The organism is Anaeromassilibacillus sp. An200 (assembly GCF_002160025.1).
Lineage (GTDB): Bacteria > Bacillota > Clostridia > Oscillospirales > Acutalibacteraceae > Caccousia > Caccousia stercoris.
The window spans coordinates 1-17,982 of record NZ_NFJU01000045.1; the positions used below are offsets into that span (position 1 = coordinate 1).

The following is a 17,982-nucleotide window of genomic DNA, read 5'->3' on the forward strand; positions in this document are numbered from 1 at the left end:
AATCTCCCCAAATTAGCGTGGGGAATAATTTGGGGAGATTCCGTGGGTTGGGGTACGGGCTTGCGGGAAGCTGTGCGCGTCAATCAGCACCCCAGCTGAAAATTGCAGCAAACCTTCCGTGCCGCTCCGTGGATGGGCCGCGGGCCGCAAAGCAAGACCCCCTTGCGACGTGAGATCGCAAGGGGGTCGATGTGCTTATGAAGCCGGGCGGCGGGCAAGCCCGCCGCTTGCGCGACGTGCGTCAAGGCTCAGCCTGGGAGCATGGTGAGGGAGATGCGTTTCTTTTTGAGGTCGACGGAGAGGACGCGGGTGGTGACGATGTCGCCGACCTTGAGCACCTCGCCGGGATGCTTGATGAACTTTTTGCAGATCTGCGAGATGTGCACCAGACCATCCTGATGAACGCCGATATCAACGAACGCGCCGAAATCAATGACGTTGCGTACCGTGCCGGTCAGTTCCATGCCGGGCTTGAGATCCTCCATGGAGAGCACGTCCGTGCGCAGGAGCGGCGGGGGCAGCTCGTCGCGGGGGTCACGGCCCGGGCGCAGGAGCTCGGCCACAATGTCGCGCAGCGTCGGTTCGCCCACGCCCACCTGCTCCGCCGCCTTCGCGAAGCCGATGCGCTCCACGTCGGCGGTCAGATCGCCGAGCGAGCCGGATTTTACGTCGTTAAGATCGCGTCCGCACAGGGAGAGCAGCTTTTCTGCCGCGCCGTAGCTTTCCGGGTGCACGGCGGTGTTGTCCAGCACGCTGCGGCTCTCCGGTACACGCAGGAAGCCCGCACATTGCTCGAACGCGCGCGGCCCGAGCTTCGGCACCTTTTTGAGTTCCGCGCGGCTGGTGAAGGCTCCGTGCTCCTCGCGGTACGCTACAATATTTTTGGAGACAGCCGCCGATACGCCGGACACCTTTTCCAGCAGGCTGGGCGAAGCGGTGTTCAGATCCACGCCGACGGTGTTCACGCAGTCCTCGACCACGCCGCCGAGCGCTTCGCCGAGCTGCTTCGGGGGCATGTCGTGCTGATACTGGCCCACGCCGATAGCTTTGGGATCAATCTTGACCAATTCCGCGAGCGGATCCTGCAAACGGCGCGCAATCGAAACGGCGCTACGCAGGGTTACGTCGAAATCGGGGAATTCCTGCGCGGCCAGCTTGCTGGCGCTGTAGACGGAGGCTCCCGCTTCGCTGACGACCATATAGGAGGGGGCGGGCTTGCCGTCCGCGCGCAGAGAGGAGAGCACATCCGCCGTGAACAGCTCCGTTTCGCGGGAAGCTGTGCCGTTGCCGATGGCAATCACCTGCGCGCCGTGTTTTTCAATCAGGCCGCGCAGGGTGCGGGCGGCTTCGTCTTTTTTGGTTTGGGAGTGTGTTGGATAGATCACGCCCGTGTCGAGCACACGGCCCGTCGCGTCGACGACGGCGACCTTGCAGCCGGTGCGGTAGCCGGGATCCAGACCGATCGCCACCTTGCCCCGGACGGGCGGCTGCATGAGAAGCTGGCGCAGGTTCACGCGGAACACCTTGATCGCGTCCTCGTCGGCCTTTTCGGTGAGGGCGGCGCGGATTTCGCGCTCAAGGGAGGGGAAGATCAGACGGTCGTAAGCGTCCTCCGCCGCCGTGCGCACCTCCTGCGAGGAGGGGGACGTGCCGTGCACGCAGACGGATTCCACGATGGAAAGCGCACGGGCGCGATCCAGCTCGATGCTCACCTTCAAAAAGCCCTCGCGCTCGCCGCGATCCACGGCGAGGATACGGTGCCCCGCCGCCTGCCGCACCGGCTGGCGGAAGTCGTAATATTGGGCATAGACGGAATCCTCATCCGGTTTCGCGGCCTTGGAGACGAGATCCGACTGTGCCATTGCCACCACACGCAGGCGCTTGCGCAGGGAAGGATCATCGGAGACGCTTTCCGCGATGATATCGCGCGCCCCGGCCAGCGCATCCTCCGCCGACTCCACGCCCTTTTCCGCGTCGATGTACGCGGCAGCTTCTGCGAGGGGATCCACCTGCGGCTTCTGCTCCAGGAGCAGGAGGGCCAGCGGTTCAAGCCCTTTTTCCTTCGCCATCGAGGCACGGGTGCGGCGTTTCGGACGGAACGGGCGGTATATGTCGTCCAGCTCCGCAAGGGTGGAAGCAGCGTCGAGGGAGGCGGCCACCTCCGGCGTGAGCGCTCCGGCAGCGTCGATCAGGCCGCGTACCTCCTCGCGCCGCTTTTCCAGCCCGCGCAGGTATTCGAGACGTTCAGCCATCCCGCGCAGCGTCTGGTCATCCAGGCTGCCGTGCGCCTCCTTGCGGTAACGTGCGATAAAGGGAATGGTGTTCCCCTCGTCGATCAGCTCAATGACCTTTTCCGTCTGCCAGAGCTGAAGGGAAAACTGATTGGCAAGCTCCTGTGCGAAATTCATAAGTCCTCTCCTTCCGGTACATCGATGGAGTACACAAAATCATCCATCACAAAGCCGCCGCCAATGTCGGCCGCCTGCTCGCGCACGCGCTTCATGCCGAGTGCTTCATAGGCCGCGATGGATCCGCTGTTGTGGCGGTTGACGGTGAGCCAGATGGTGCGCAGGTCCCTGGCGGCGCACCAGCCGAAGAGAAAGTGCAGGGCAAGACGGGAAAGCCCCAGCCCGCGAAAGCGCTTCGCAATGTAAAGCTTGCTGAGATACAGTGTGCCGTCCTCCTTGGGCTGCACGCCGAGATATCCGGCACGCACACCGTTGACGGTGAAGAACCAATAGGTATAGTCCTCCTCGCGCATCTGACGCAGGACGGCGGGCTCGGACTGGAATTCCCGCACCATGTATTCGACCTGATCAGGGCCGAGAATGGAGGTGTAATGCTCCTCCCAAATCTCCTTACCGAGTGCGGCGAGGGCGGCGGCGTCCCCTTCCCGGACGCGGACCAGACATTTTTTCATGGAAATCAGAACCTTTCTTCAAAGCTGGGAGCCGATCCACTGCACCAAAAGCCCGGCGCCGTAGATCACAGGCTGATGAACAATATAAATCAGAAGGGCGTGGCGGCCGAGAAATGAAAAGAACGGTACGCGCGAGGGGTATGTCCAGGCGGGGAATTTTCCGTCCCGCGCCAGCCGCCCCACGACTGTCCCGGCGGCAAAGACAAAGCACCAGGGAATCAGCGGGAAATAGTCGGCGGAGGAAAAGCCCGCCCCCGGCAGGCCGAGCGGCGCGAGCCAGGGCTGATACCACGCTTGCGGCAGGGAGAGCCGCAGAAGGAACGGGATTTGCAGATACCCCGAGGGGACGCGCCACGTCAGCACAAGCAGCACAGCGCAGAGGATGACGGGCCAGAGATGGAACGGCGGAGGATCGCCGTGAGAAGAACGCAGGCGCTGCAAAAGTCCGAAGGCCATCATGCAGATGCTCAGAAAATGCAGGATGCCGAATACGATTAGCTCCTGCGGCACAGCAACGGCGGTGGCAATCGTGACGAGCAGCGCCACGCCGAACAGCTTGGCTCCGCGAACGAGGTTGGAGTGGGTCAGGTTCGACGAAATTCCCGCAATGAAAATAAACAGCCCGGCAAACCACGGTTCAGCGGGCATGAAAAAGCGGTACAGCCATTCCCCCCACGGCAGCCCAAGCAGATAGGCCATGGTGTAAAAGCCGTGGTAAAAGACCATACAGAACACGGCAAAGCCGCGCAGCTCGTCCATCAGAAAAATTCGTTTTTTGGTCTGCATAGCTCCTCCTTCCGCCGTCCCTGCGGTTGCGTAATTTCCGCTGAGCGGCCCGCGCCCAAACGCTCTGCGGCTATTGTACCACGTTTTCCCCCGGAGGTTCAAGCGGTCTCCCTTTGGATAATCTGTCTCATGTGCAAAGAAAGAGCTTTTCAGTCGAAACTGTATAATATGCACAAAAATAGACGGATTTTTCCCCATAAGGAATTGAAAATCAGACTTTGTGCAGGATCGACGAAAATACTGATGACATCTTTGCAAAATGGAGAATTCGCCGCTTTTGCGAATCCTTTTCTTACAGTATTGAATTTAGCTGTTTTCTGTTATATAATAGACACATTACACAAATTGAATTTACGAAAAAGAAAGCCGCCCGCTTGCCGCTCCTTTCCCGGAGCCCGGCGGGAGACTCTCGATGGAGGCTGTGAGCTATGAATTACGCAATGTCTGTCGGCAAGATCAAGGAGGAAATTGAAAGCCGCCTGCAGCATAACTTCGGGGTCAGCCCGGAGAATGCGACCGACGAACACTATTACAAGGCTGTCGCGCTGATCATCTCCGATCTGCTCTGCAAGGGCCGCGCGGAGACGAAGGTGGATGCGGAAAAAACCCACACCAAGCAGATTTATTATCTCTGCATGGAGTTCCTGATGGGCCGTTCGCTCAAGAATAACCTGTTCAACCTCGGGCTGGAGGCCAACTTCCGCGAGGCTCTCTCGCAGATGGGCATCAAGCTGGATGATCTCTATGAGGAGGAGCCGGATGCGGGCCTCGGCAACGGCGGCCTGGGCCGCCTGGCCGCGTGCTTCCTCGACGGTCTGGCCACACAGGGCTATCCGGCGATCGGCTACTCCCTGCGCTATGAATACGGCATCTTCCGCCAGAAGCTGGTGGACGGCTGGCAGACGGAGCTGCCCGACTTCTGGCTGCCCGGCGGCAAGGTTTGGCTCCAGGAGGTACCGGAGAAGGCTATCGAGGTTCATTTCGACGGCCACATTGAAGAGGGCTGGAACAACCAGTACCACATTGTAAACCATAAGGATTATACGAACGTTCTCGCGATTCCGTATGACATGTATGTGTCCGGCTACGACGGGCGCTGTGTGGCCAAGCTGCGCATCTGGGCCGCCCGTTCGCCCGAGTTCGACATGAAGATGTTCAACTCCGGCAACTATATGCGTGCCATGGAGCAGAACGCCATGGCCGAGGTCATCACGAAGGTGCTCTATCCGGAGGATAACCATGTCGAGGGCAAGAGCCTGCGTCTGACGCAGCAGTATTTCCTGGTGTCCGCCACGATTCAGGACATCGTGCGCCGCCATCTGTTCAAGTACAGCACGCTCGACAACCTGCCGGACGTGGCTGCCATCCACCTCAACGATACGCACCCCGTTCTCGCGATCCCCGAGCTGATGCGCATCATGCTCGACGAGTGCGGCTACACCTGGGAAGCGGCGTGGGATATCGTGACGCGCACCGTGGCGTACACGAACCACACCGTCATGAGCGAGGCGCTGGAGTGCTGGGGACAGGATATGTTCCGCCTGCGCCTGCCGCGTATCTATCAGATTGTGGAGGAAATCAACCGCCGTTTCTGCGCGAGCATGCACGAAATGGGTGTCGACGGCTATCAGGTCGGCCGCATGGCTCCGCTCAATGACGGCTATGTGAAGATGGCAAACCTTGCCGTGGCCGGTTCCCACAGCGTCAACGGCGTGTCTGCCCTGCACAGCGACATCCTCAAGGAGACGGTGTTCCACGACTTCTACACCGTGATGCCGCAGAAATTCCAGAATGTGACCAACGGTATCGCCCACCGCCGCTGGCTTAACCAGAGCAATCCCGAGCTGGCTGCCCTGCTGACCGAAAAAATTGGTTCTGGCTATATTCTGGACGCTTCCGAGCTGGAGAAGTTCATGGCGTTCAAGGATGACAAAAAGGTGCTTGAGCAGCTCGCCGCTATCAAGCACGGCAATAAGGAGCGTCTCGCGGCCTATATCAAGCAGGCCAACAACATCGTCATTGACCCCAACTCGATCTTTGACGTGCAGGTGAAGCGCATGCACGAGTACAAGCGCCAGCACCTGAACGCTCTGCACATCCTGAGCGAATATATGTGGCTGCGCGACAACCCGAACGCCGATTACACGCCCCACACCTATATTTTCGGCGCAAAGGCCGCCGCGGGCTATTACTTTGCCAAGCAGATGATCCGTTTCATCGTGAAGCTGAGCGAAATCATCAACAACGATCCGCGCGTGAACGACAAGCTGAAGGTCGTTTATGTGGAGGATTACCGTGTGTCTCTTGCGGAGCTGATGATCCCCGCCGCCGATATCTCCGAGCAGATCTCCCTCGCGGGCACCGAGGCCAGCGGTACCTCCAACATGAAGTTCATGATCAACGGTGCTGTCACGCTCGGTACGCTCGACGGTGCGAACGTGGAGATTCACGAGGCTGTGGGCGATGAGAACATCATCCTGTTCGGCATGACGACCCCGCAGGTCAACGATCTCAAGCAGAAGGGCTACCATCCCGAGGTGATCGCGGAGAACAACGCGGATATCCGCCATGCCCTGCGCGAGCTGGGCCGCGGACTCGGCGGTGTGGACTTCCATGACATCGTTCGTTCCCTCTCCACGCAGGATCCCTATATGGTTCTCGCGGACTTCGACTCCTACTGCAAGGCGCAGAAGAAGGCGCAGGAGCTGTATCTCGACAAGACCGCATGGCAGAAGATGTGCCTTGTGAACATTGCGCAGGCCGGACGCTTTGCCGCCGACCGCGCCATCCGCGAGTATGCAAACAACATCTGGAACGCAAACCCGCTGCCGATGGCGAAAAAAGCCGCTGTGAAGCCGGTTCCGGCTCCGGCGCAGACACTTGCCGCCGCGCCGGCTTCCGCGAAGAAGCCCGTTCCCGGCAAGCGCAAGTAAGAAAAAAGAAACAGAAAATGGGAGCCCACAGGAGAAATTCTCCTGTGGGCTCCGTTTTTTAGGACGATGTTTCTTGCGCTTCCTTGTTCTCGTCAGGTTTTATAGGGCCGCAGGTTTGCTCCATCTGTTCCAGATGCTGCAACAGCACATACTCAATATAGTTCGTCATGGAACGATGCTCCCGAGTGGCAAGAATTCCGATTTCATCAAACACCTCATCCGATAAACGCAAGGCGAACACTCTCTTATTGCTGGGCATGAAATCGCCTCTTTTCGTAAATTTCGAAACTGTTTCGAAAGAGATTGACAGTGAAATGTTTTTTATTCTATAATGCACACAGAAAGATTGCAGACAGAAAGGGGCGCGGAAGGGATGAAACCCATCGCGGAAATGACAAAGGACGAGGCGCGGAGAATCCGCTATATCCTCACGGATATTGACGATACACTCACCACAAAGGGCAAGCTGCCTGCCGAAGCGTACAGTGCGCTGTGGAAACTGCACGACGAGGGCTTTTCGGTGATCCCGGTGACAGGACGTTCCTGCGGGTGGTGCGATCTGATCGCCCGTGAATGGCCGGTAAAGGCTGTCGTGGGGGAGAACGGAGCCGTGGTGTATTATCTGGACGAATCCGATCATTTGCAGGTGTTCACCCATCCAAGCGTGGCTTCGCCGGACGTGCATGACAAGCTGGAAGCCGTGAAGCAGGCCTGCCTTGCCGCTGTTCCCGGCTGCCGTGTCGCAAAGGATCAATTTTCGCGCGTGTATGATCTGGCGGTTGACTTCGCCGAGGAGCCGCCGATCCTCTCCCTCGATGACGCGGAGCGCATCCGCACAGTTTGTGAGTCGATGGGAGCACACGCGAAGGTCAGCTCCATCCACGTCAACGCCTGGTTCGGCGATTATGACAAGCTCTCCATGACAGAGCTGTTCCTGCGCGAGGTGTTGGGAGACACGGATTTCCTGCACAGCGTGCTGTTTTTCGGAGACTCTCCGAACGATGAGCCCATGTTTGCTCATTTTCCTGTCACCTGCGGCGTGGCGAACGTTGTCCCCTTTGCCGGTCATATGAACCATCTTCCCGCCTATGTCGCTCCGCTGGAGGGCGGACAGGGCTTCGCGGCGGCGATTGACGCTTTCCTGCGCATCCGGGAAGGCTGAATCAGTTCTGCGCGGCCGCGGCCTTCTTCCCGCCCATCGTCTTGCGGTAAAAGGTGAGCATAAACAGGCTGGTGACGAGGAAGGCCGCGCCGTCCGCGATGGGCGCGGCGTAGAGGATGCCGTCCAGTCCAAGGAACAAGGGAAGAATCAGAATGAGCGGCGTGAGGAACAGGACCTGACGCGTCAGCGAGAGGAACACGCCTCGCGGCGCTTTGCCGATCGCGGTGAAAAAGTTTGAGGACAGGATCTGCACGCCGTTGACAGGTACCATAAACAGATAGATCCGCAGAAAGCGCACAGCGAATTCAAAATATTCCGGCGATCCGGTGCCGAATAGGGAAATGATCTGCTGCGGGCAGAATTGGAACAGGAGAAACGCCGCAATCGAAATGATCAGGTTGCAGGTGATCGCAAGGCGGTAGGTCGCCCAGACGCGCGGGAGCTGCTTTGCGCCGTAGTTGAAGCCGATGATCGGCTGGCTTCCCTGCGAGATCCCCACAATGACGCCAACCAGAAGCGCGTTTGTCTTGATGACAATGCCGCAGCTGGCCAGGGGGATATCGCTGCCGTAGATGCTCATAGCGCCGTAGTACGTCAGCGAGTTGTTCAAAACGATCTGCACGAAGGTCATGGCAAGCTGGTTGAGGCTGTTGCTCATGCCGAGCGAAGCGATCCGCAGCGCCTCCCGGGGCGGGATGCGGAAGTTTTTCCGTGTGAGCCGGATATGCTGAAAGCGCGGCAGATATGAGCAGGCCATGGCGCACGAGGCGATCTGGCCGATCACCGTGGCCCAGGCCGCGCCGGCGATCCCCCATTGGAAAGCGAAGATAAAGAGCGGATCCAGGATGGTGTTGATTACCGCGCCGAGCAGCATGCAGCCCATGGAAAAGCGCGGGCTGCCGTCCGCGCGGGCCAGATTGCTCATGCCGTTTGTGAGGATCAGGAAGGGCATGCCGATCGCTGTGATCCGCGTGTAGCTTTCCGCATACGGCAGCACCTCGCCGGTTGCGCCGAAGGCTACCATGAGCGGTGTGAGAAAAACCTCGATCAGAATGGCGTACAGCACGCCGCCCGCGGCCAGCATCGTGACCGCCGTTCCCGCCGCGCGCTCCGCCGCCTGTTCGTCCCCGGCTCCGAGTGAGAGCGAGAACCGCGACGCGCCGCCGATGCCGATCAGCAGGGCGATGGATAAGCAGATCGTCGTCAGCGGATAGGCCACGTTGGTTGCGGCATTGCCGAGATAGCCGACGCCCTGGCCGATGAAAATCTGATCGACGATGTTATAAAGGGAGCTGACCACCATGGCGATGATGCTCGGGATGGCGTACCGCTGGAGCAGCACCGGGATTTTCTCATATCCCAGCGGGTTTCTCCCTTCTTCCTTTGCGATTGTTTGACTCATTCTTCCGTCTCCTTTCCTTGCCGACCGCCGCACAAGGCGGCCGCGCGCCGGGCTGTTTCGCCCAGATACCACAGAAAACGCTCCCTCTCCTCCGGGGGAACAGGCTGCAAAATCGCTTCCTGCCAGCACGCCGTCATTTCGCGGATCTGGCCCGCGGCTTCGATGGCGCGCCGTGTGGGATACAGGCGGCAGGTTCGCTTGTCTGTTTCGTTTTCCTCCCGCCGCAGGAAGCCCGCCTTTTCCAGCGCCGCGATCGCCCGCGTTACATTGCTGGGATGCAGATAGAAGAAGGTCAGAAAGCGATCCTGCGTCACGCCTGGGTTGGCGCACACGCGGAGAATATACATATGCTGGCTGCTGTTGAGCCCCAGCGGGGCAAGCTCGCGGTCGAGCAGGGCGCGGATATGCCGGTCCCCCACGCTCAGCCATTTCACCAGCGGGAAAAACTCCGGACCACCGCTCTCCACTGTGTAGAGCAGATGGGGCTTCCGCATCCCGCCCCAGCCGGAGAGGAATTCCCGCTCCACTGTCATTCCCAGGCTTTCGGCCACCTTCCGGGAGGGAAAATTATCCTGCTTCACGATGCAGTGGACGCGCGGCGCCCCCATCTGATCAAAAGCATACCGCAGGCATCCCGCCGCGGCTTCGTGCGCGTAGCCGTGCCCGCGGAAGGACGGGCGCAGAAGATAGCCAATCTCGAGCACATCGCGCCCCTCGCAGTTTTGCAGCGTCAGGCCCGCCATGCCGGCGGCTTCCTCGCTGTCCCGCGGAACAATGGCCCACAGGCCAAAGCCGTATCTTTCATACCGGCGCTGCTGGCGCTCCAGCCAGTCCCGCGCTTCTTCGTCCGTGAACGCGTGCTCATAGACGCGCTCCACTTCGCTGTTTTGCAGCGTGTCCCGCACGGCGGGCAGATCCTCCGCCGTCAGTTCCCGCAGGATCAGGCGCTGGGTTTCCAAAATCATCTTTGTTTCCATCCTCTCCGACCATTTCCGCGCACGCGCGCGGCTTTTTATTAGTATACAATAATTTGCGTGCGCACGCAATAGACGCAGAGCAAGATGAAAAAACAGGCGGAATATCTGTCCGGATGGAAGAAAAAAGGGAATATGGGCGAATTTTGTTATTCTTTTAACAAAATTGCGCTTTGCTTTTTTGGCGTGAGCAAGGGGTGGACAGGCGAAGAAAAAAGAAACGACCGGCAAAGCGGGTAATTTTGTAAAAACGGGGAAAGCTATTCTGTCACTTCTTCTGAAAAAGTGCGGAAGGGCGCTTTCCTTCTTGACAAAAAGGCATTTTCGTTAAATAATTATCAATAGAAAAGTCTCCGTATCCGGCAGGACTGTGAACCAATCCCCTGCCGGCGGAGGGAGAAAAAACGATCAGAGATGTACGCAATGGGCAGACGCCCGGGAAGGAGCAAACCGTACCATGAGAGGAATCTACACTTCCGTGACCGACATTCGCCGCAAGGTGTTCACCGAGGTGGCGCGGCTGGCCTATGAGGGAGGGGATTACAGCCGGATTGAGCAGCTTCCGTATAAGATTGTGCCCGGCGAGGAGGCTCGCTATCGCGAGTCGATTTTCCTGGAGAGAGCGATCGTGGGCGAGCGCCTGCGTCTGGCCATGGGCCTGCCGCTGCGCCCGATTTCGGAGCATTCGGAGCTGTCCCAGGGCGTGGACGAGAGCGCCATCAGCGAAAAGTATTACGATCCGCCGCTGGTGAACATCATCAAGTTTGCCTGCAACGCCTGCCCCACGAAGCAGTATAAGGTTTCCGAGGGCTGCCAGGGCTGCCTGGCGCATCCGTGCTCGGAGGTCTGCCCGAAGAAGGCGATCACCATCCGTCACGGCAAGTCTCATATCGATCAGGACAAGTGCATCAAGTGCGGCCGCTGCAAGGACATCTGCCCCTACGGCGCGATCCTCAAGCTGGATCGTCCCTGCGCCGTCGCGTGCGGCATGGACGCCATCGGCAGCGACAGCATGGGCCGCGCGGAAATTGATTACGACAAGTGCGTTTCCTGCGGCATGTGCATTGTGAACTGCCCGTTCGGCGCGATCTCCGACAAGGGCCAGATCTTCCAGCTCATCCACGCGATGAAGGACGGCCATCGCGTTGTCGCGATTGTCGCCCCGGCGTTTGTCGGCCAGTTCGGCCCGAACGTCAGCCCGGAGAAGCTGTGGTCCGCTCTGCGCCAGCTGGGCTTCGCGGATGTCAAGGAGGTTGCCGTGGGCGCCGACCTGTGCGCCGTTGAGGAGGCCAAGGACTTCATGCGTGCCGTGCCGGAGGAGCAGCCCTTCATGGCGACCTCCTGCTGCCCGTCCTGGTCTGTCATGGCGAAGAAGCTGTTCCCCGATCTCGCGCCGTACATCTCCATGGCCCTGACGCCGATGGTGCTGACGGCCCGCCTGATCAAGCAGAAGGACAAGGACTGCAAGATCGCCTTCATCGGTCCGTGCTCCGCGAAAAAGCTGGAGGCCAGCCGCCGCACGATCCGCAGCAACGTTGACTTTGTGCTCACCTTTGAGGAGGTCATGGGCATGTTCGCGGCCAAGAGCATCGACCTCTCGAAGCTGGAGGCCGATCATCCGCTCAACGAGGGCACCGCGGGCGGCCGTGGCTTCGCCGTTTCCGGCGGCGTGGCACAGGCGGTCACGGACGTGATCAAGAAGCTGGATCCGGATCGCGAGGTCAAGACCGTGGCTGTGCAGGGCCTGCGCGACTGCCGCAAGCTGCTCATGGCGGCGAAGGCGGGCAAATACGACGGCTACCTGCTTGAGGGCATGGCCTGCCCGGGCGGCTGCGTCGCGGGTATGGGTACGCTCCAGCCGGTCAACAAGTCCACCGCCACCGTCAACAAGTACAAGAGCGAGGCCGAGCTTCAGAACTCCGCCGATACGCCGTACGAAATCAACCTCAGCTTCCTTGAGTAATCCCGAAGATGTACCGCGCCGCTTCCCTGCCGGGGAGCGGCGCTTTTTTGTTTGGCCCGGTTGACAAAGGACGGGCGGGCATAGTAGACTGCAAGAAGAGGGCGCCGCGGCAAAGCGGTGCGAACGGGACCCTTGAAAGGAGGGCGTGCGATGAAGGAAACCATCCTGATTGCGGAGGATGATGCGGACATCCGCGATCTGCTGCGGCTGTATCTGGAAAGCGAGGGCTTTTCGGTGGTCGAAGCGCGCGACGGCGAGGAGGCCATGCGAAAGGCAAACAGCACCGCGCCGGATTTGGCGATCCTGGATGTGATGATGCCGCGCATGAATGGTCTGGAGCTGACGAAGGCACTGCGGCGCGTGAGTGCGATTCCGATCCTGATTCTCTCGGCCAGAAGCACAGACAACGACAAAATCCTCGGCCTGAACCTCGGTGCGGACGACTATATCGCCAAGCCCTTCAACCCGATGGAGGTGGTTGCCCGCGTCAAAGCGCAGCTGCGCCGGGCGGGGCGCGGCGGGGATCTGCTCACGGTGGGCGATCTGACGCTTGATGTCGCGCGCTGTGAGCTGCGCCGGGGCGGCGAGCCGATCCCTCTCACACCGACGGAGTATAAAATCCTCGCCCTGCTCATGCGATCGCCCGGGCGCATCTTCACAAAGGCACAGCTTTATGAAGGCGTTTCCGGGGAATACTTTGAGAGCAGCGACAACACGATGATGGTACATATCTCCAAGCTCCGGGAGAAGCTGGAGGAGGATCCCAGGAACCCGCGCCATATCATCACGATCCGCGGGCTGGGATATAAAATTGAAGCGTAGGGAGCGCGGGCTGTCCGCTCTGCTGGGGAAAAGCTTCCTGCTGTTCGCCCTGACGCTGGCCGTCGCGGCGGGGGGCGTGTATTGGCTGTGGAGCTCCTGCATTGACCGGATCTACAGCATCACGGACTGGGAACAGCTGCTTGCGGACAGCCGGCTAAAGCAGGGGAACTATAATGCTCTGCGCGCCTATCTCGGCAATGAGGACGGTTTCGCCGTGCTCACGCCGGATGGCGAAAGCATCTGGAGTTCGGAGGAAGCCCTCGGCTCGCTGACACAGGGGGAGCTTTCCTGCGTCAGCGACTACAGCTCCGGCTCCTATGTGGAAGCTTACCCCATCCAGGGCGGGGACGGCCCGGCGCGGTACCGTGTCACCCGCTACACGGAGGATGGCGGCAGCGAAGAGATGGAGCTGGACAGCAGCCTGCGCGTGGTTTCCGGCGGCCTGGGGGACGGGCGGGAACAATATACCCGGCGCGAATACGCCATCCTGGCCGGGATGTGGCCCGCGCGCGCTTCTCTCTCCCAATTCTCCTTTAAAAATACGGATGGGGAGGCGCGCGTCCTTCTCATGAGCACCGCCTTTCCGGATGAACAGACCACCTATCAGGCTTATCAGGCTTCATGGCGCGTGTGGCTGCTGCTCCTGCCTGTCTCCGTGCTGGCGGGGGCGTTCTTCGCCGGGCGGATCCGCCGCGCGATCCGCCTTCCGCTGGATCGATTGCACGACGCGATGCTGGCGCAGGTGGAGGGACGATCCGTGCGCGTGGGGAACTGCACGGATGTGCGCGAGCTGAGGCGCATCGGAGAAACCTTCGACATGCTCTCCGACCGGCTTGCGGAGAGCGAGCGGGAACGGGAACGGCTTGACCGCGACCGCCAGCGCATGATTGCCGATATCTCTCACGACATCAAAACGCCCGTCACGGTGATCGCGGGCTATGCGGACGCGCTCGCCGCCGGAAAAATCCCGCCCGAGGATCAGCCGCGCTGCCTGGAAGCCATCCGCAGCCGCACACAGGCGCTCACCGGGCTGGTCAACGCCTTCCATGAATACGCGAAGGTGGAGCATCCGGCGTTTGTACTGCACACGGAGCGCACCGATCTGTGCGAATTCCTGCGCGTCTATCTGGCCGGAAAATACGGGGAGATTGATCTGGCGGGCTTTACGCTGGAGGTGTCCATCCCGGAAACGCCGCTGTTCTGCGCGCTCGATCCGTTCCAGTTCACCCGTGTGCTCGATAACCTTCTCTCCAACTCCCTGCGCCACAACCGTCTGGGAACGCTTCTGGCCGTCAGCCTGCGCGGCGGCGGCAAAACGGCTGTCGTCACTGTGGCGGACAACGGCAGCGGGATCCCGCCCAAGCAGATGCAGACCATTTTTGAGCCCTTTGTTGTCGGCAGCGACGCGCGCAGCAGCGGCGGCAGCGGGCTGGGATTGTCCATCACACGGCGGATTGTCGCGCTGCACGGCGGTACGATCGCACTCTCCGCGCACCCGGCGCTTGGATGCGGCACAGAGTTTGTGCTGACACTTCCGCTCCTCTGATCAAAAAACCGGCCCTCCCGCGAAGGAGGGCCGGTTTTTTGCTTGAAGTTTTCGCCCGCCTTTTACAAAAGGCGGCGGGGGTTGAGGGGGCAGAGCCCCCCTTTTAAGAAGCCGCGCGAAGCACCAAAAAGCCAGGAAAAACAGCGGAGCGATTTTTTCCGAACGGTTCGCATCGGGCGTCTGGTCACGCTCGCTTATTATCCCTTGACAGAAGCAGCCAGAGCGTCCGCGAAAGCGTCAAGGTCGCAGGCGCGCTCGGCGGGCAGCGAGGAAGTGAGCGTCAGCTTGTCCGGCAGGACGGTCATGTTCTTCATGCCCTCGAGCTCCTTCTGCATGAGCTCGCCGGACTTGATCGCCCAGGTGCCGTTTTCGATCAGGCCTACGGTGCGGTTTTGCAGGTTCAGGGCCTTCATGTCGGAGATAAAGTTGTGCATCACCGGATAAATGCCGAGATTGTACGTCACGGAAGCCAGCACGATGTGGCTCAGGCGGAACGCGTCCGCAATGAGATAGGAAACATGGCTGTTGGAGACGTCGTGCACCACAACGTTTTTCACGCCGCGCTCATACAGGCGGGTGGCAAGGCCCTGTGCCGCCTCCTCGGTGTTGCCGTACATGGAAGCGTAGGCGATCAGCACACCGCGATCCTCGGGCTCATAGCGGCTCCAAAGGTCGTGCTTCTCCACGAAATAGGAGAGATTCTCTCTCCACACGGGACCATGCAGCGGGCAGATAAATTTGATCTGATCCAGCAGGCCGGAAGCCTTCTTCAGCAGGGCCTGCACCTGCGGGCCGTACTTGCCCACAATATTGGTATAGTAGCGGCGGGCATCGTCGATCCAGTCGCGGTCAAAGTTCACCTCGTCGGCAAAGAGGGCGCCGTCCAGCGCGCCGAAGGAGCCGAAGGCGTCCGCGGAGAAGAGCGCGCCGTTTGTGGTGTCGAGGGAAACAAGAACCTCCGGCCAGTGCACCATCGGGGCGGAGAGGAAGGTGAGGGAATGCTTCCCGAAGCTCAGGGTCGAGCCTTCCTTGACCTCGACGCACTCATGGTCGCCGGTGGAGAAGCCGAACTGCTTCATCATCGTGAAGGCCTTCGCGGAGGAAATCACCTTCACCTGCGGATAGCGCAGCAGGATTTCCTGGATGGAAGCGCCGTGATCCGGCTCCATGTGGTGGATCACCAGATAGTCGAGCGGACGGCCCGCGAGGACGTGATCGAGATTTTCCAGCAGCTGGCGGCAGGCGGACCAGTCCACCGTATCGAACAGGACAGTTTGTTCATCCGTCAGCACATAAGCGTTGTACGAGACCCCACGCGGAATAGGGTGGATGTTTTCAAAGAGGTGGAGACGGTGATCGTTCGCGCCAACCCAGAAGAGATCCTCTGTAACCTTGCGTACATTGTACATGGTAAGCAAAACCTCCTTAGCATGTTCCGGCAGGCGGTGTGCCTGCTCATTTCTGAAACGGGGAAGGTCCCCCGGCTTGTCCTGAAAAGCGTTATTATTTTAACATACTCCTTTTAAAATGTAAAGGTGATCCGCATGACGCGGGCGTGGAAAAGACCGCTCCCTTTTCCTTATTATATATAGATTATCACGAGAGTTTACAAGGCGGATTCCGTTTGTAACAATTCAAGGGAAAAAGGGGGCGTGCAGGAGGAAAATCCAAGAACTTTTCGACAGATTTCCTGTATACAGGGGTTTTAAAAAAATCCAGGATTCATGCGGGTTTCGGGGATTATACACTGGAAAAAACAGGAAGTTGAAACCGCTTTGTTACGAAGGTTACAACGGTGTAATCTTTAGTTTCTTGCAAACTGCACAGAAAACGGACGTTCTTTTTCCGCAGGAACGCGGAGAATTTGGCTTGATTATTCCTTAAAAGAAAAATAGAAAAGGAAGATTTCGTCATAATGGTCAAAAAACGGGGGTGTTGAATTTTTGACAGTCTGCGGGTTGTCGCATATAATAGGCCACATCAGCGCAACTCCCGATTGGGCGCGGCGGCGGTGACGTTCGGTTCCGGGCGTCAAATTTTAACCGGCGCGGCAAAAAAGGTGAAGCAATGAGAAATTGGAACAAAGCTGCTCTGCGAAGAACACTTGGCAGAGCCTGGGGAAAAACCCCCGTCAAAAAGCTGACGGCACTCGCGGTGATGATTGTCATCACGGTCAGTTCCGTCACCACCGTCATGGCGGCTGCCCGCAAGGTTACGGTGTATTACAACGGGGAAACCTACACGGGAAGCCTGACCGGCTCTCTGGAGACGATTCAGGACACCCGCGCGCAGCTCATCTCGATGGGCCTTGCGGTGGATGAGGCGGATCGCATTTCCGTCGCAGCCAACAACACCACAGGCGAGCTTTCCATCCACCTGACAAGCGCACACACCGTCACGGTTGTGGCCGATGGGATGGCAAAGTCCACCGTCGTGTATGAGGGCCAGACGATTGCCGACGCGCTCAAGGCGTGCGGCGTCACCGTGGATGCCAACGACAAGCTGACGGCTCCCGCCACGAAGCAGGTTTCCGCGGACATGGTGATTGAGGTGACACGGCAGCATGCCGTGAAGTTCACCGCCGACGGCGAGACAAAGGACCTGCTTGTGGAGGACACCACCGTGTCCGCTCTGCTCGCGGAGCAGGGGATCAAGCTTGGCAAGGATGACGTGGTCACGCCGGAGCTCACCACGAAGATCACCGCCGATACGGATGTAACCGTTCAGCGTGTGAAGTATGAAGAGGTTACCGCTGAGGAAGCGATTCCCTTCACCGAGACGGTGACGAACGATTCCTCCCTGCCGCGCGGCGTAACCCGCGTGGACGTGCAGGGGCAGGACGGTGTGCAGGAGGTAACGCGCCGCAACAAGATTGTGGATGGCGTGGTGACGGAGAGCACCGTGCTTTCCTCCACCGTGCTCAAGGAGGCTGTCAACCAGGTCAGCCGCGTGGGCACAAAGGATCCGAACGGCTACGCGACGATCGAGAGCGACGGCACCGTTTATGACCAGAACGGCAACCAGGTGAACTACACCAAGCTGCTCACCGGCAAATGCTCCGCTTACACGGGCGGCGGCATCACGGCCACGGGTGCTCCGGCGGCGTTTGGCCGCGTGGCGGTCAACCCGAACATCATTCCTTACGGCACGAAGCTGTTCATCTGCTCCCCGGACGGAAAAGTGGTTTACGGCTACGCTGTGGCTGCCGATACAGGCGGAGCGTGCATGCGCAACACCATCATCGCGGATCTGTATTATGATACGCTGGGCGAGTGCTATCAGATTGGCGTGCGCAACATGAATGTGTATATTCTTGGGTGATTTTCCCAATAGAACAGAAAAAAGGGCTCCGCAGGAAGCGGAGCCCTCAGCTTGTAGAAAAACCTGCTCCGGCAATCAAGCCAGAGCAGTTTTTTGGTTTGTAAACAAGAACCCAAAGGGAAAAAGGAGCGAAATGTCAGGCGTATTTTCGCG

General features: G+C 59.4%; 14 protein-coding genes. 7 read left to right on the forward strand and 7 right to left on the reverse strand.

The annotated features are described in order from the left end of the window. Positions 1-248: 248 nt before the first annotated feature. Genes B5F35_RS15320 through B5F35_RS15330 form a run of 3 tightly spaced genes read right to left on the reverse strand, consistent with a single transcriptional unit; the run spans position 249 to position 3,706 of the window. A complete protein-coding gene (locus tag B5F35_RS15320; protein ID WP_087242463.1) occupies positions 249-2,408 on the reverse strand; it encodes a Tex family protein in 2,160 nt (719 codons plus the stop codon). After that, on the reverse strand, positions 2,405-2,920 hold the full coding sequence (locus B5F35_RS15325) for a GNAT family N-acetyltransferase (RefSeq protein WP_087242464.1): 516 nt from the start codon (positions 2,918-2,920) through the stop codon (positions 2,405-2,407). The genes B5F35_RS15320 and B5F35_RS15325 overlap by 4 nt, the downstream gene beginning before the upstream one ends. Before the next feature lie 18 nt (positions 2,921-2,938). Then, a complete protein-coding gene (locus B5F35_RS15330) occupies positions 2,939-3,706 on the reverse strand; it encodes a heparan-alpha-glucosaminide N-acetyltransferase (protein ID WP_087242465.1) in 768 nt (255 codons plus the stop codon). Positions 3,707-4,134: 428 nt separating this feature from the next. Here B5F35_RS15330 and B5F35_RS15335 point away from each other — a divergent pair, with 428 nt between their 5' ends. Next, entirely contained in the window at positions 4,135-6,639 is a 2,505-nt protein-coding gene (locus tag B5F35_RS15335) for a glycogen/starch/alpha-glucan phosphorylase (RefSeq protein WP_206424059.1), read from the forward strand. A 58-nt stretch (positions 6,640-6,697) separates the two neighbouring features. On the opposite strand, the gene B5F35_RS15340 is transcribed toward B5F35_RS15335, so the two are convergent. Next, the gene (locus tag B5F35_RS15340; RefSeq protein WP_087242466.1) at positions 6,698-6,898 is read right to left on the reverse strand and encodes a hypothetical protein; all 201 of its coding nucleotides are present in this window, start codon (positions 6,896-6,898) and stop codon (positions 6,698-6,700) included. Positions 6,899-7,012: 114 nt separating this feature from the next. On the opposite strand from B5F35_RS15340, the gene B5F35_RS15345 reads away from it, so the two are divergent. Continuing rightward, positions 7,013-7,801 carry an HAD-IIB family hydrolase gene (locus B5F35_RS15345; RefSeq protein WP_087242467.1) on the forward strand — a complete coding sequence of 263 codons (789 nt, stop codon included), beginning with the start codon at positions 7,013-7,015 and terminating at the stop codon, positions 7,799-7,801. A 1-nt stretch (position 7,802) separates the two neighbouring features. Here B5F35_RS15345 and B5F35_RS15350 read toward each other — a convergent pair whose 3' ends face one another. Both B5F35_RS15350 and B5F35_RS19330 read right to left on the reverse strand, forming a co-directional pair. Further along, positions 7,803-9,203: an MATE family efflux transporter gene (locus tag B5F35_RS15350; RefSeq protein WP_087242468.1), complete on the reverse strand. Its 1,401-nt coding sequence runs from the start codon at positions 9,201-9,203 to the stop codon at positions 7,803-7,805. After that, complete coding sequence (locus tag B5F35_RS19330) at positions 9,200-10,168, reverse strand: GNAT family N-acetyltransferase (protein WP_242969555.1); 969 nt, start codon at positions 10,166-10,168, stop codon at positions 9,200-9,202. The genes B5F35_RS15350 and B5F35_RS19330 overlap by 4 nt, the downstream gene beginning before the upstream one ends. A 96-nt stretch (positions 10,169-10,264) precedes the next feature. Between B5F35_RS19330 and B5F35_RS18795 the strand changes: the two genes are divergently transcribed. The 4 genes from B5F35_RS18795 (at position 10,265) to B5F35_RS15370 (ending at position 14,508) form a co-directional block, all read left to right on the forward strand. Continuing rightward, positions 10,265-10,417, forward strand: a complete 153-nt coding sequence (locus B5F35_RS18795; RefSeq protein ID WP_162611451.1) for a hypothetical protein — start codon at positions 10,265-10,267, stop codon at positions 10,415-10,417. A gap of 217 nt (positions 10,418-10,634) precedes the next feature. Next, entirely contained in the window at positions 10,635-12,140 is a 1,506-nt protein-coding gene (locus B5F35_RS15360) for a 4Fe-4S dicluster domain-containing protein (protein WP_087242469.1), read from the forward strand. A gap of 150 nt (positions 12,141-12,290) precedes the next feature. Next, positions 12,291-12,962 (forward strand): response regulator transcription factor, encoded by a 672-nt coding sequence (locus B5F35_RS15365; RefSeq protein WP_087242470.1) that lies wholly within the window; start codon positions 12,291-12,293, stop codon positions 12,960-12,962. Then, positions 12,952-14,508: a sensor histidine kinase gene (locus B5F35_RS15370; RefSeq protein ID WP_242969556.1), complete on the forward strand. Its 1,557-nt coding sequence runs from the start codon at positions 12,952-12,954 to the stop codon at positions 14,506-14,508. The genes B5F35_RS15365 and B5F35_RS15370 overlap by 11 nt, the downstream gene beginning before the upstream one ends. A 197-nt stretch (positions 14,509-14,705) precedes the next feature. On the opposite strand, the gene B5F35_RS15375 is transcribed toward B5F35_RS15370, so the two are convergent. Further along, complete coding sequence (locus B5F35_RS15375; RefSeq protein WP_087242472.1) at positions 14,706-15,917, reverse strand: FprA family A-type flavoprotein; 1,212 nt, start codon at positions 15,915-15,917, stop codon at positions 14,706-14,708. Positions 15,918-16,575: 658 nt separating this feature from the next. On the opposite strand from B5F35_RS15375, the gene B5F35_RS15380 reads away from it, so the two are divergent. Continuing rightward, entirely contained in the window at positions 16,576-17,829 is a 1,254-nt protein-coding gene (locus B5F35_RS15380) for a resuscitation-promoting factor (protein ID WP_087242473.1), read from the forward strand. Positions 17,830-17,982: the final 153 nt, after the last annotated feature.

Bases quoted from the DNA above. Each gene is read 5' to 3' on its own strand.
- B5F35_RS15320 (WP_087242463.1), bottom strand. From the start codon at position 2,408: ATGAATTTCGCACAGGAGCTTGCCAATCAGTTTTCCCTTCAGCTCTGG.
- B5F35_RS15325 (WP_087242464.1), bottom strand. From the start codon at position 2,920: ATGAAAAAATGTCTGGTCCGCGTCCGGGAAGGGGACGCCGCCGCCCTC.
- B5F35_RS15330 (WP_087242465.1), bottom strand. From the start codon at position 3,706: ATGCAGACCAAAAAACGAATTTTTCTGATGGACGAGCTGCGCGGCTTT.
- B5F35_RS15335 (WP_206424059.1), top strand. From the start codon at position 4,135: ATGAATTACGCAATGTCTGTCGGCAAGATCAAGGAGGAAATTGAAAGC.
- B5F35_RS15340 (WP_087242466.1), bottom strand. From the start codon at position 6,898: ATGCCCAGCAATAAGAGAGTGTTCGCCTTGCGTTTATCGGATGAGGTG.
- B5F35_RS15345 (WP_087242467.1), top strand. From the start codon at position 7,013: ATGAAACCCATCGCGGAAATGACAAAGGACGAGGCGCGGAGAATCCGC.
- B5F35_RS15350 (WP_087242468.1), bottom strand. From the start codon at position 9,203: ATGAGTCAAACAATCGCAAAGGAAGAAGGGAGAAACCCGCTGGGATAT.
- B5F35_RS19330 (WP_242969555.1), bottom strand. From the start codon at position 10,168: ATGATTTTGGAAACCCAGCGCCTGATCCTGCGGGAACTGACGGCGGAG.
- B5F35_RS18795 (WP_162611451.1), top strand. From the start codon at position 10,265: ATGAAAAAACAGGCGGAATATCTGTCCGGATGGAAGAAAAAAGGGAAT.
- B5F35_RS15360 (WP_087242469.1), top strand. From the start codon at position 10,635: ATGAGAGGAATCTACACTTCCGTGACCGACATTCGCCGCAAGGTGTTC.
- B5F35_RS15365 (WP_087242470.1), top strand. From the start codon at position 12,291: ATGAAGGAAACCATCCTGATTGCGGAGGATGATGCGGACATCCGCGAT.
- B5F35_RS15375 (WP_087242472.1), bottom strand. From the start codon at position 15,917: ATGTACAATGTACGCAAGGTTACAGAGGATCTCTTCTGGGTTGGCGCG.
- B5F35_RS15380 (WP_087242473.1), top strand. From the start codon at position 16,576: ATGAGAAATTGGAACAAAGCTGCTCTGCGAAGAACACTTGGCAGAGCC.